Source organism: Rossellomorea sp. DUT-2 (assembly GCF_052665285.1).
Map to the genome: position 1 here is coordinate 554,443 of NZ_JBQPEO010000001.1, position 12,929 is coordinate 567,371.

Consider the following 12,929-nt stretch of genomic DNA (forward strand, 5'->3'; position numbering starts at 1 on the left):
TAACATGATGGAAGGAAAGCGCATCAGTGGGCGTTACAGAATCATTAAACTAATCGGCGGCGGAGGAATGGCCAACGTTTATTTAGCTCACGATGTGATTTTGGATCGTGAAGTGGCTATAAAGATGCTCCGGATCGATTTTGCCAATGAAGAGGAATTCATTAAACGATTCCAAAGGGAAGCTCAATCTGCTACAAGCTTGACTCATCCGAACATTGTGAGCATATACGATGTAGGAGAAGAAGACGATCTATACTATATAGTCATGGAATATGTCCATGGCATGACCTTAAAGCAATACATACAGCAGCATTCACCTGTTCATGTAGACAAAGCGATCGATATTATGAAACAGTTAACTTTAGCTATGTCTCATGCTCATCAGAATCATATTGTACACCGTGATATAAAACCCCATAACATTCTTCTGGATGAAGAAGGAAATGTGAAGATAACGGATTTCGGGATCGCGATGGCTCTTAGTGCCACTTCGATCACCCAGACCAATTCAGTCCTGGGATCGGTCCACTACCTTTCTCCTGAACAGGCGAGGGGCGGCATGGCTACGAAAAAATCAGATATCTATTCACTGGGAATCGTCATGTTTGAATTGTTAACGGGAAGACTTCCTTTTTCTGGGGAATCTGCGGTTTCAATCGCATTAAAGCACTTGCAATCCGAAACTCCTTCTCTAAGAAGATGGAATCCTGATATTCCTCAAAGTGTTGAGAATATCGTATTAAAGGCAACGGCTAAAGATCCATTCAGACGATATGAAAGCCTCGAGGATATGGATGACGCCTTGATGTCAGCCCTGGACCCCGATCGGATGAATGAACCTAAATTTGCGGTTCCCCTGGATGATGAGGCGACGAAAGCCATCCCGGTCATTACGGATCAGAATGCGTATTCGAATCTTGATGATACGATTGTCCATCATCAAGCGGACACCGACAAACTGCAAACGAAGCCGACCGCTCCTGTTCAAGATGGTAAGAAGAAAGGCAAGAAGAAAAACAAGAAGGTTGATCCTAAGAAAAAGGGTAAAAAGAAGTGGCCGATATTCATTATTAGTTTGTTCTTTTTGCTGATTCTTTTAGGGGTTGCTGCTATTACTTTCGTTCCTGAATTACTCGGGCCAAAAGAAATTCAGGTGCCGGATGTGACGGGCATGAATACAACTGAAGCTGTTTCAACCATTGTATCGGAATCATTTGTAGTAGGAGAAACAAAGGAACAATCAAGTGACACTATTCCTGAAGGGGAAGTGATCAAGACAAGTCCTAAGGCCGGTCGAATGGCGAATGAGGGATCTGCCATTGACATCTATGTCAGTACAGGTAAAGAGAAAATAGATATAGAGGATTTTGTGGGCAGGGAATTTGAGGATGTATCCTCTGAACTTGCAGAAAAAGGATTCACGGTAGAGAAAGAAGAAGAGTTCGATGAAGCCGAACCTGCAGGAATCATCCTAGACCAGGATCCGTCACCTGGAGTAGAGGTCGTGGCAGAAGAAACGACAATTACGTTCACAGTGAGCAAGGGAACTGAGAAGTTTGATTTGGAAAGCTTGGAAGGATTTGATCAAACTGCACTTGATAAATATGAAGCTTCGAATGGGATAAATATCATTGTTCAGAGTGAAGAATTTTCAGATGAGGTTGAAGAAGGTAGGGTGATTTCTCATAAGCCGGTTGCGAGTACTCCTATTAGTAAGGGTGAGGATGTTTACGTTATCATGTCTAAGGGTCCTGAGCCACCAAAGGAAGTACCGACCAAAGAGGTCACTCTGGAAGAGCTGATACCTTACACCAAGGACAATGGTGAGCCACAAGTCGTGGATATATTTATTGAGGACAAGAATAAAAATATCGAAGAAAGTGACGAACTCATCACAATTTATGAAGATACGACCATTACGATGAAGTTCACATTAGAAGGAAACGATGGTAAGTATCGTATTCTTGTTGATGAAAAAGAGTATAAAACAGGTACTGTCGAGTATCCTAAAGAAGAATAAATGACAATTGCCAAAGGGCTGTACCCGGGTTTTTAATGAACCTGACGGGACAGTCCTCTTGTTTTCATTTATAATGATAGAGAACCATGATACATAATATAGATGACTCAATTATTTTTATAAACATTTTGAATAGGAGGTTTCGAATGCCTGAAGGAAAAATCGTTAAAGCATTAAGTGGATTTTACTATGTGCTTTCAGAAGGAAGCGTTACACAATGTCGGGGCAGAGGTAATTTCCGTATAAATAAAATAACACCCCTGGTGGGCGACTATGTTGAATTTCAAGCGGAGAACAAAACGGATGGATACATTCTGAAGGTCTATGACCGTAAGAATGAGTTAGTACGTCCCCCTATTGCCAATGTCGATCAAGCAATACTTGTCTTCTCTGCAAGCGAACCGGATTTCAGCCCGGCTTTACTTGACCGCTTTCTTGTGTTGGTAGAGAGCAAAGAAATAGAACCACTTATTTGTGTAACCAAGATGGACTTACTTACTTCTGATCAAACAAATAAGATTGAACGATATGTGAAGGATTACCGCTCATTCGGTTATGAAGTCCTGATGACGTCTTCAAAAACCGAGCATGGTGTAGAGGAATTAACTCCGTATTTACGTGATAAAATTTCTGTCTTTGCCGGACAGTCCGGAGTAGGGAAATCGTCTTTGCTGAATGCCTTGAAACCTGAACTTGAATTAAAGACGGCTATGATCTCATCCCACTTAGGCCGGGGGAAACATACGACTCGTCACGTGGAACTGATTGATATTGAAGATGGGTTAGTAGCGGATACCCCCGGGTTTAGTTCATTGGAGTTTTCAGAGCTTGAAATAGAAGAGCTGCCACAATGCTTCCCAGAAATGGTTGAAGTTTCTGAGGACTGTAAATTTAGGGGCTGCCTCCATATCAATGAGCCGAAATGTGCCGTAAAAGCTGCCGTAGAAGCAGGCGAAATCCCCACTTACCGTTATGATCACTATTTAACGTTCCACAAAGAAATAAAAGATAGAAAGCCGAGGTACTAAACATGAAAATCGCACCTTCCATTCTGTCTGCAAATTTTGCAGAGTTAGGGAATGAAATTAAAGATGTTGAAAAAGGGGGAGCCGACTATATCCATGTGGATGTGATGGATGGTCACTTCGTTCCGAACATCACATTGGGCCCAATGATCGTGAAAGCGATTCGTCCGTTAACAACGTTACCACTGGATGTTCATCTTATGATTGAAAATCCAGGTCAATATATTGAAGCCTTTGCAGATTCGGGAGCTGACTATATTACTGTCCATGTAGAAGCAGACCCCCATTTGCACAGAACGATTCAGATGATCAAAAGCAAAGGTGTAAAAGCGGGAGTCGTCCTAAATCCTGGGACTTCGGCAGAAATGATCAAGCCGATTTTGCCGGATGTCGATATGGTTCTGTTAATGACAGTGAATCCTGGATTTGGTGGACAATCGTTTATTCCATCTGTCGTTCCGAAGATCAAACAAATTCGTGAATGGGCGAATGAAGTAAACCCTGAACTTGAAATAGAAGTTGATGGAGGCATTAACCCTGAAACGGCAGCCATTTGTGCTGAAGCAGGGGCTGATGTGTTTGTAGCGGGTTCTGCCATCTACAACCGCAGCGATCGAGGGGCGGCAATCGAAGAATTAAAGAGTTCTCTAGTATAAGAGACGACAGGGCTGATCCTTTTGGGTCAGTCCATTTTTGTAGAAAAGGAGTGGAGATAATGATGATCAATATAGTTGCAGGTGGTCCAGGAAGATACATCCCTGAATTGAAGGTATACGACGGGGAATTAGTGAAGTGGATAGGGGTGGACCGTGGAGTTTATACACTGTTGGAGCAATCCATAGAACCATGGGTAGCGTTTGGGGATTTTGATTCAGTTACCGATGAAGAATGGGATCTGATTCAAGAAAAAGTCCAGGAAGTCAATCGTTATAAGCCTGAAAAGAATGAAACGGATTTGGAGCTTGCCCTGAACTGGGCCATTGATCAGAATCCTGACAAAATCAACATTTTTGGTGCGACCGGTGGACGGCTTGATCATTTCATGGGCAACCTTCAATTATTAATGACTCCGAAGCTTTTAGATAAGGATATTGTAGTAGAAATCATAGACGTGCAAAATCGATTATACCTAGCCAAATCTGGAGAACATTCAGTTGAAAAAAGCCCGGAATTACAGTATATTTCCTTCGTTCCTATTACTCAAAGTGTCGAAGGAATTACCCTCTCAGGCTTTAAATATCCATTAAAAAACCGGAATATTTCAAGAGGTTCCACACTATGTATTAGTAATGAACTTATACAATCATCTGGTACTTTTTCCTTTTCAAATGGCATATTAATGGTGATAAGAAGCAGTGATTAAAGCTTCTAAAAACCAGGTAGAAAAGAAGACGTACTTAACTGAGACTGCTTGAATAGACTAAACTGTTGTCAAGCGAAACATTACGTTCTTTAGATTGTGGGGAGGGACTAAAAATGCGCTTTTATACAATTAAATTACCAAAATTCTTGGGTGGACTTGTGAGGGCGATGTTAGGAACGTTTAAAAAAGAATAAATGGTTTGTTGGAGGTGGCTTGAATGCCATCTTCTTTTTTGTTAGTAAGCCGCCTCCGCTTTTCTGGGATGTCCAGCTCCGGCTGCTAAAGGCTCGAGGTCATAAGTCAAACTAACCAAAAAGGTAAAAGCGCCTTTCCAATCTTCTCGCCACAGGTCGAGCCCCTTCCGCTTTTCTATATGTCCAGCTCCGGCGGCTAGAGGCTCGAGGTCATAAGTCAAACTAACCAAAAAGGCAAAAAGCGCCTTTCCGGTTAGTTCGCCTTATGCTTGTCGCCTCTGGGCAAGCCGCCTCCGCTTTTCGTGGTGTAAAGTATTTTTTCTTGAAAGGTTTTAATTGTAGTATTGCATTATAGAAAGTTGTGTGATAAATTATTAAAGTATCTTTATGATAATAAGCGAAATGTGGAACTGAAATTAACTTCAGCTTCTTGTTAGTGAGGAGGGAATATATTATGGCAAAACAATGCGTAGTAACAGGCCGTAAAGCTAGCTCAGGTAACGCTCGCTCTCACGCAATGAATGCGAACAAGCGTACTTGGGGTGCAAACCTGCAAAAAGTTCGAATTCTTGTAGACGGAAAGCCTAAGAAAGTATGGGTTTCTGCAAGAGCGTTGAAATCTGGAAAAGTAGAACGCGTATAATACTTAAAATGAGAAGGCGCCTAATTTAGGCGTCTTTTTTCATTCATGCACCATCTGCATGCACCAATGGATTCCTTTACTCTTAGAAAGCAAATGATTAATCTTTGAATAATAAGGAAAAAATAGAGGGTATACCCAACAAATAACGCTTGAGATAATAGTTTAGCTTTCAAAAACAGCATACTTATAGTAAAATGTTTTTAGCCAAGCATGTAATTAAAGGGGGAAAACATTCCATGTCCATCGAATTGAAAACGCAGTACGGACAAATTGATATTACGAATGATGTCATTGCAATGATTGCTGGAGGTGCAGCGGTGGATTGCTACGGAATTGTTGGAATGGCTTCAAAGAACCAAATTAAAGACGGTTTCACAGATATCTTACGTAAGGAAAATTTCACTCGCGGAGTGATCGTTCGTCAAGATGAAGAGGAAGTACATATTGATATGTATATTATTGTGAGTTATGGTACAAAAATTTCTGAGATTGCTCATAATGTACAATCCAAGGTTAAATATACTCTTGATAAGACCGTCGGCTTGGCGGTAGATTCAGTAAATATTTTTGTGCAGGGGGTTCGTGTCACGAACCCGTAGTGAGGAGGAAGATTCGTGTCGATTACATCTTTGGAAGGAAAACGTTTTGCTGAAATGGTGATACAAGGTGCCACCCAATTATCTGCGCATGCGCAGCTGGTTGACGCGCTGAACGTTTTTCCTGTTCCTGATGGTGATACTGGAACAAATATGAATTTATCCATGACTTCTGGTGCGAAGGAAGTTCAAAACCATATTCAAGGTCATATTGGAAATGTGGCTGCCGCTCTTTCAAAAGGGTTATTGATGGGAGCGAGAGGTAACTCAGGTGTTATCTTATCCCAATTGTTCAGAGGCTTTGGTAAAGCGATTGAAGGGAAAGAATCCTTATCAAGTGCAGAATTTGCCAATGCACTTCAAACAGGTGTGGAAACGGCGTATAAAGCGGTTATGAAACCTGTTGAAGGAACGATTCTAACGGTTGCGAAAGATGCTGCCAGAAAAGGTGTTTCTGTAGCTGAAACAGAAAATGATTTCGTAAAGCTAATGCAGGCAATCGTCGATGAGGCTCAGTCTTCGTTAAATCGTACACCTGATTTACTTCCTGTCCTAAAGGAAGTGGGAGTGGTTGATAGTGGTGGTCAAGGACTACTATTCGTATATGAAGGATTTTTAGCTGAACTAAAGGGAGAAAAGGTTTCAAATCAAGCTTCATTACCGTCGATGAATGATCTCGTGAGTGCCGAGCACCATAAAACAGCTCAAGATTTCATGAGTACGGAGGATATTGAATTTGGATATTGCACTGAATTCATGGTCAGATTTGAACAAGACAAACAATCATTTGATGAAGAAGATTTCCGTCAGGATTTAAGCGGATTCGGTGATTCCCTGCTTGTCATAAGTGACGATGAATTAGCTAAAGTACATATCCATTCTGAACAACCTGGTGATGTATTGACGTATGGTCATAAATATGGAAGTCTCATCAATATCAAGATCGAGAACATGAGACAGCAGCACAGCAGCATCGTTGGTGAAGCAAAGCCAGTGAAAGCTCAAGCTCCTGCTGCACCAAAAGAAGTTGACTTTGCCATTGTAACGGTTGCGATGGGTGAAGGGATCTCCGAGTTGTTCAAAAGCATCGGAGCTACCGCTGTGATCGAAGGTGGTCAAACGATGAATCCAAGTACGGAGGATATCGTGAAAGCTGTTGAAGAAGTCAATGCGAAGAAAGTCATTATCATGCCAAATAATAAAAACATTATTATGGCAGCAGATCAAGCGGCAGAAGTTCTTGAAATGGAAGTAGCTGTTGTACCAACGAAGACAGTACCTCAAGGTATGGCTGCATTACTTGCCTTTAATCCATCTGCCTCTGTTGAAGACAATAAGCAGTTCATGACTGAAGCTTCAAAGCAGGTCAAAACGGGTCAAATCACGTTCGCTGTAAGAGATACGAATATTGATGGTGTTGCGATTGCGAAAGATGACTTCATGGGAATCGTAGAAGGTAAGATTGTTATTTCTGAACAGGACCGTCAAAAGTCGGCGCAAAGCTTATTAGAGAAAATGCTGGATGAAGACTCCGAAATATTAACCATTCTATATGGTGAAGATGTAACAGAAGAGGACGTTCATTCATTAAAAGAGTATGTAGAAGAGCATCATGAAGATGTAGAAGTGGAAGTTCATAATGGTAAACAACCACTTTACTCCTATATATTCTCAGTTGAATAAGGAATAAAGGAAGGGGGCAGCTCTAAATTGAGTTTGTCCCCTTCAATTATGTTAGAATGGTTGTATAGTTGGGATGTTAAGTGAGGGGGAAAAGTCATGAAATACAAAAGTGTATTTGATATTATCGGTCCTGTTATGATTGGTCCATCAAGCTCCCATACGGCTGGTGCTGCCAGAATAGGAAGAATGGCAAGAAACCTGTTTCGCAGGGAACCGAAATGGGCGACGATATCCTTTTATGGATCATTTGCAAAAACGTACAAGGGTCATGGAACAGACGTAGCCATTGTAGGTGGAATCCTTGATTATGATACATATGATGAACGAATTATCGAATCAATCAATGTAGCAAAGCAAAAAGGAATAAAGGTCAAGTTTCAAGAGGAAGATGCCATCACGGATCATCCGAATACGGCTCGTATCCGGATGGGGGATGATCAAGGGGAAATCGAATTAGTGGGTATCTCCATCGGTGGAGGTAAAGTTGAAATTATCGAACTTAACGGATTCGAGCTCAAACTGTCAGGCCATCATCCTGCTATATTGGTCGTTCATGACGATCGATTTGGGGCGATTGCATCTGTGTCCAATATCATTGCCAAACATCAATTGAACATCGGGCATATGGATGTTTCGCGTAAAGAAAAGGGTCAGATGGCATTGATGACAATTGAAGTCGATCAGCCGATTGATGAAGCTGTCATTAATGAACTGACGTCACTGCCCAATATCACTCAAGTTACCCGGATATCCGATTAGTCAAGTACTATAATGATAGCGTTTACATTCAGGCGAGGAGGTCATTTAAATGTTTCGAAATGTAGCAGAGTTAGTTGAACTTGCTGAAAGTCAAAATAAGAAAATCTCAGATATTATGATTGAACAGGAAATAGAATTTACAGGCAAAACATTTGAAGAAGTATACAGTCAAATGGAGAGGAACCTTGAAGTGATGGAACAGGCAGTAGCCAGAGGACTGGAAGGTGTGAAATCACATTCAGGTTTAACAGGCGGGGATGCTGTGCTTTTACAAAAATATATTGAGAAAGGCCGCTCACTTTGCGGGGACACCATCCTTGATGCAGTAAGTAAAGCGGTAGCGACCAATGAAGTGAATGCTGCCATGGGGACGATTTGTGCGACGCCAACTGCAGGGTCTGCTGGAGTTGTTCCGGGAACATTATTCGCTGTTAAAAATAAGCTGAACCCTACAAAAGATGAAATGATCCGCTTCTTATTTGCATCTGGAGCGTTTGGGTTTGTTGTAGCGAATAACGCTTCCATCTCAGGTGCAGCGGGTGGATGTCAGGCTGAGGTTGGATCTGCCAGTGGAATGGCTGCAGCAGCGATCGTTGAAATGGCAGGAGGAACGCCCAGTCAATCCGCTGAGGCCATGGCGATTACCTTAAAGAATATGTTAGGTCTTGTTTGTGACCCGGTTGCGGGACTCGTTGAGGTACCCTGTGTGAAGCGGAATGCAATGGGAGCGGCCAATGCAATGGTTGCAGCGGATATGGCCCTTGCAGGCATAACAAGTCGTATTCCATGTGATGAAGTGATTGACGCCATGTACAAAATCGGTCAAACAATGCCGGTGGCTCTCCGTGAAACGGCTCAAGGTGGATTGGCTGCCACCCCTACAGGCAGGGAGCTTGAAGCGAAAATCTTTGGGGTTTCCCTGAATAAACGTGAAGACTCATAATGAAGGGCTAACGATCCAGGACATCAAGGGGATTGGTGAAGAAAAAGCTGTACAGCTGAATGCAATGGGGATTTATTCTGTTCTGGATTTGTTAGAATACCTGCCTTACAGGTACGAGGATTACAGGCTTCGAGACTTGGAGGAAGTCGCCCATGATGAGCGTGTCACAGTGGAAGGGAAGGTCCATTCAGAACCTGCATTAGTGTATTATGGGAGAAAAAAATCCCGTTTGACCCTACGAATATTGGTCGGTAGAAATTTAGTGCAGGCTGTATTTTTTAATCAACCGTATTTAAAGAAGAAAATAAACCTTCACGATACGGTGACCGTGACAGGGAAATGGGATAAGAACAGGCAAATCATAACGGTTCAGTATTTTCAGTCGGGACCCCATGGGAAACAGGGGGACTTTGAACCTGTTTATTCTTTAAAAGGATCTATTAAAAACAACACACTTAGAAAATTCATTAAAAAGGCTTTTCAGGACTACAGTTATTTGCTGACGGAGAACCTGCCTCATCATCTATTGGAGAAATATAAGCTGGCAAGTCGAAATGATGCTCTTTATCATCTTCACTTTCCAGATTCCACTGAAGACATGAAGCAGGCGAGAAGACGATTTGTGTATGAAGAGTTCTTGTTGTTTCAGCTGAAAATGCAGGCGCTTAGAAAATTTGAAAGAGAACATTCGTCTGGCATGCAGCAGCATTATGATCTGGATAAGGTCAAAGCTTTTATTGACTCTTTGCCGTTTCCTTTAACTGATGCACAAAAGCGAGTGGTAAACGAAATTTCAGCAGATATGAAGTCCCCTTATCGTATGAACCGCCTTTTACAGGGTGACGTTGGTTCCGGGAAGACGGTCGTATCGGCAATTGCCTTATACTCCAGTGTAACCGCAGGATATCAAGGGGCTTTAATGGTCCCTACAGAAATTCTGGCAGAACAGCACGCAAACTCTCTGAGTGAATTGTTGGAACCTGTGGGCCTTTCTGTTGCCCTGTTAACAAGCTCGGTAAAAGGAAAAAGAAGACGGCTTTTAGTAGAAAAATTAAAAGACGGAGAAATTGATATTCTTATTGGAACACATGCACTTATTCAGGAGGATGTTCAATTTAAGCATCTCGGACTCGTTGTAACCGATGAGCAGCATCGCTTTGGGGTGAATCAAAGACGTGTGCTCAGGGAAAAAGGAGAAAGTCCTGATGTATTATTTATGACAGCGACTCCGATTCCACGGACGCTGGCCATTACGGTGTTTGGTGAAATGGATGTAAGTATAATCGACCAAATGCCAGCAGGAAGAAAGTCGATTGAAACTTATTGGGCTAAGGCGGATATGCTATCAAGGGTGCTTTCGTTTATGGACAAAGAGTTAGATCAAGGCAGGCAGGCCTATGTGATATGTCCGCTGATTGAAGAGTCGGACAAACTGGATGTTCAAAATGCGATAGATGTATACAATCAATTGCTGCACTACTTTGAAGGACGTTTCAACGTCGGATTGATGCATGGAAGGCTTCACCCTGATGAAAAGGATGGAGTGATGAGGGAATTTAGTGCAAATCGTCTTCAAGTACTTGTATCCACCACGGTTGTTGAAGTTGGTGTGAATGTTCCAAACGCTACTTTCATGATGATATATGATGCCGAGCGCTTTGGGTTGTCTCAGCTTCATCAATTAAGGGGAAGGGTTGGACGTGGCGAACATCAATCCTATTGCATTCTTCTTGCCGAACCGAAAACAGAGGTTGGAAAAGAACGAATGAAGATCATGACGGAAACCAATGATGGATTTGTTCTGAGTGAAAAAGACCTTGAGCTGAGGGGTCCAGGGGATTTCTTTGGTAGAAAGCAGAGTGGGCTTCCTGAGTTTAAAGTGGCAGATATGGTGCATGACTATCGTGCGTTGGAAGTTGCGAGAGATGATGCTGCAGGCTTGATTCAATCCGATCATTTTTGGAAGAATCCCGAATATGAACCACTCAGGGAGTATTTATCCGGGTCGGGGATATTAGAGGGTGAAAAGCTAGACTAGACAGGCAGATTGTGAGATTATTTCTTGCAATCTGCTTTTTTTGATTATATACTACTATTAGTACCTAGTACTAATACTGGACGGTGTTGATATTGAGACTTTCAAAGAAAGAAAGACAGGGAAACCTTACAGACACGATAAAGGAAAATCCTTTCATAACGGATGAAGAATTAGCGGAGCGTTTTCGAGTAAGTGTGCAGACGATCAGGTTGGATCGTATGGAATTATCGATTCCTGAACTTCGTGAACGGATTAAATATGTGGCAGAGAAATCATTTGAAGATGAAGTAAAATCATTACCTATTGAAGAGATCATTGGAGAAATTATTGATATAGAGTTAGATCAGAGTGCGATTTCCATTTTTGATGTGAAACAAGAGCATGTTTTCGTTCGAAATGGGATAGCAAGGGGGCACCATTTATTTGCTCAAGCGAACTCTCTTGCTGTTGCCGTAATTAATGATGATTTAGCGTTAACAGCCAAGTCAACGATCCGGTTTACCCGACCTGTAAGGGAAGGTGAGCGTGTTGTTGCGAAAGCGAAAGTGATACATATGAAAGATCAAAAGGATCGAACAACTGTAGAAGTTCAAAGTGTAGTCGGTGGCGAACTCGTTTTCACAGGTGAATTTGAGATGTATCGCTCTAAAAAATCTGCAAAGGATGAAGCGTAGATGAAGTTAGCCGTAGATGCAATGGGCGGAGATCATGCTCCTAAAGAAATAGTTCTTGGTGTAAAACGGGCATTAAGTGAATTTAATGATATAGAAGTGGTCTTGTACGGAGATGAAAAGCAAATCAAACAGTACATCACACCAGGTGATCGATTGACAATCGTTCATACGGATGAAGTGATCGAGGCGACAGACGAACCTGTAAGAGCCGTCAAACGCAAAAAGAATGCATCGATGGTTCTGATGGCACAAGCGGTCAAAAATGGAGAAGCGGATGCGTGTATTTCAGCAGGGAATACAGGTGCCCTTATGACTGCTGGATTGTTCATTGTAGGCAGAATTGATGGAATCGAACGACCTGCCTTGGCACCTACTCTTCCAACATTGGATGGTAAGGGGTTTCTTATGCTCGATTTAGGTGCAAATGTAGATGCCAAGCCTGAACATCTGTTTCAATATGCCATCATGGGGAGCATATATGCCGAGAAAGTTAGAGGTATCAACAATCCTCGCATAGGTTTATTAAACATCGGGACAGAAGATAAAAAAGGGAATGAATTAACCAAGAAGACGTTCCAATTATTGAAGGACGCTCCTATTCATTTTATTGGAAATGTAGAGTCCAGGGACTTACTTGAAGGTCCTGCGGATGTCGTCGTAACCGATGGGTTTACCGGCAACATGGTGTTGAAGACGATTGAGGGAACGGCTCTTTCTGTTTTCTCTATGCTTAAAAAGACGTTTACATCGTCAACAAAAAATAAATTGGCTGCAGGATTAGTGAAAAATGATTTAAAGCAAATGAAGAATATGCTTGATTATACAGAGTATGGAGGCGCGGGCTTATTTGGTCTGAAGGCACCGGTGATTAAAGCCCATGGCTCCTCGAATGAAATTGCCCTATATAATGCCATGAGACAAGCCAGGGAAATGGTGAAACACAATGTCTCCAATACTATTAAGGATGCTATCAAAGGGAGTGAAGAATAAC

At 42.1% G+C, this 12,929-nt stretch carries 13 protein-coding genes; all 13 read left to right on the top strand.

Annotated elements, in window-relative coordinates; genetic code table 11:
- Nucleotides 1-4: 4 nt before the first annotated feature.
- The 13 genes from pknB (at nt 5) to plsX (ending at nt 12,928) form a co-directional block, all read left to right on the top strand.
- Nucleotides 5-2,020 carry a Stk1 family PASTA domain-containing Ser/Thr kinase gene (gene pknB / locus ACOSV2_RS02850; RefSeq protein ID WP_428973850.1) on the top strand — a complete coding sequence of 672 codons (2,016 nt, stop codon included), beginning with the start codon at nt 5-7 and terminating at the stop codon, nt 2,018-2,020.
- 146 nt (nt 2,021-2,166) lie between these two features.
- The gene (gene rsgA, locus ACOSV2_RS02855; protein ID WP_113968261.1) at nt 2,167-3,048 is read left to right on the top strand and encodes a ribosome small subunit-dependent GTPase A; all 882 of its coding nucleotides are present in this window, start codon (nt 2,167-2,169) and stop codon (nt 3,046-3,048) included.
- Between the two features lie 2 nt (nt 3,049-3,050).
- Complete coding sequence (gene rpe, locus ACOSV2_RS02860; protein ID WP_428973851.1) at nt 3,051-3,701, top strand: ribulose-phosphate 3-epimerase; 651 nt, start codon at nt 3,051-3,053, stop codon at nt 3,699-3,701.
- Between the two features lie 59 nt (nt 3,702-3,760).
- Complete coding sequence (locus tag ACOSV2_RS02865) at nt 3,761-4,408, top strand: thiamine diphosphokinase (RefSeq protein ID WP_428973852.1); 648 nt, start codon at nt 3,761-3,763, stop codon at nt 4,406-4,408.
- A gap of 113 nt (nt 4,409-4,521) precedes the next feature.
- Nucleotides 4,522-4,602 (top strand): stage V sporulation protein SpoVM, encoded by an 81-nt coding sequence (spoVM, locus tag ACOSV2_RS02870; protein ID WP_032088878.1) that lies wholly within the window; start codon nt 4,522-4,524, stop codon nt 4,600-4,602.
- A 454-nt stretch (nt 4,603-5,056) separates the two neighbouring features.
- Nucleotides 5,057-5,245, top strand: a complete 189-nt coding sequence (gene rpmB / locus ACOSV2_RS02875) for a 50S ribosomal protein L28 (protein WP_034755741.1) — start codon at nt 5,057-5,059, stop codon at nt 5,243-5,245.
- Between the two features lie 236 nt (nt 5,246-5,481).
- The gene (locus ACOSV2_RS02880; RefSeq protein ID WP_034755738.1) at nt 5,482-5,844 is read left to right on the top strand and encodes an Asp23/Gls24 family envelope stress response protein; all 363 of its coding nucleotides are present in this window, start codon (nt 5,482-5,484) and stop codon (nt 5,842-5,844) included.
- Between the two features lie 15 nt (nt 5,845-5,859).
- Nucleotides 5,860-7,524 (top strand): DAK2 domain-containing protein, encoded by a 1,665-nt coding sequence (locus ACOSV2_RS02885; protein WP_428973853.1) that lies wholly within the window; start codon nt 5,860-5,862, stop codon nt 7,522-7,524.
- 96 nt (nt 7,525-7,620) lie between these two features.
- Entirely contained in the window at nt 7,621-8,283 is a 663-nt protein-coding gene (gene sdaAB, locus ACOSV2_RS02890) for an L-serine ammonia-lyase, iron-sulfur-dependent subunit beta (RefSeq protein ID WP_113968257.1), read from the top strand.
- Between the two features lie 49 nt (nt 8,284-8,332).
- The gene (gene sdaAA / locus ACOSV2_RS02895) at nt 8,333-9,226 is read left to right on the top strand and encodes an L-serine ammonia-lyase, iron-sulfur-dependent, subunit alpha (RefSeq protein ID WP_113968256.1); all 894 of its coding nucleotides are present in this window, start codon (nt 8,333-8,335) and stop codon (nt 9,224-9,226) included.
- Nucleotides 9,213-11,264 (top strand): ATP-dependent DNA helicase RecG, encoded by a 2,052-nt coding sequence (recG, locus tag ACOSV2_RS02900; RefSeq protein ID WP_428973854.1) that lies wholly within the window; start codon nt 9,213-9,215, stop codon nt 11,262-11,264. The genes sdaAA and recG overlap by 14 nt, the downstream gene beginning before the upstream one ends.
- 92 nt (nt 11,265-11,356) lie before the next feature.
- On the top strand, nt 11,357-11,938 hold the full coding sequence (fapR, locus tag ACOSV2_RS02905; RefSeq protein ID WP_113968254.1) for a transcription factor FapR: 582 nt from the start codon (nt 11,357-11,359) through the stop codon (nt 11,936-11,938).
- On the top strand, nt 11,939-12,928 hold the full coding sequence (plsX, locus tag ACOSV2_RS02910) for a phosphate acyltransferase PlsX (protein ID WP_428973855.1): 990 nt from the start codon (nt 11,939-11,941) through the stop codon (nt 12,926-12,928). It abuts the gene before it with no gap.
- Nucleotide 12,929: the final 1 nt, after the last annotated feature.

Coding starts and splice junctions, on each gene's coding strand:
- plsX (WP_428973855.1), top strand. CDS start 11,939: ATGAAGTTAGCCGTAGATGCAATGGGCGGAGATCATGCTCCTAAAGAA.
- rsgA (WP_113968261.1), top strand. CDS start 2,167: ATGCCTGAAGGAAAAATCGTTAAAGCATTAAGTGGATTTTACTATGTG.
- sdaAB (WP_113968257.1), top strand. CDS start 7,621: ATGAAATACAAAAGTGTATTTGATATTATCGGTCCTGTTATGATTGGT.
- ACOSV2_RS02865 (WP_428973852.1), top strand. CDS start 3,761: ATGATGATCAATATAGTTGCAGGTGGTCCAGGAAGATACATCCCTGAA.
- sdaAA (WP_113968256.1), top strand. CDS start 8,333: ATGTTTCGAAATGTAGCAGAGTTAGTTGAACTTGCTGAAAGTCAAAAT.
- rpe (WP_428973851.1), top strand. CDS start 3,051: ATGAAAATCGCACCTTCCATTCTGTCTGCAAATTTTGCAGAGTTAGGG.
- pknB (WP_428973850.1), top strand. CDS start 5: ATGATGGAAGGAAAGCGCATCAGTGGGCGTTACAGAATCATTAAACTA.
- rpmB (WP_034755741.1), top strand. CDS start 5,057: ATGGCAAAACAATGCGTAGTAACAGGCCGTAAAGCTAGCTCAGGTAAC.
- ACOSV2_RS02880 (WP_034755738.1), top strand. CDS start 5,482: ATGTCCATCGAATTGAAAACGCAGTACGGACAAATTGATATTACGAAT.
- spoVM (WP_032088878.1), top strand. CDS start 4,522: ATGCGCTTTTATACAATTAAATTACCAAAATTCTTGGGTGGACTTGTG.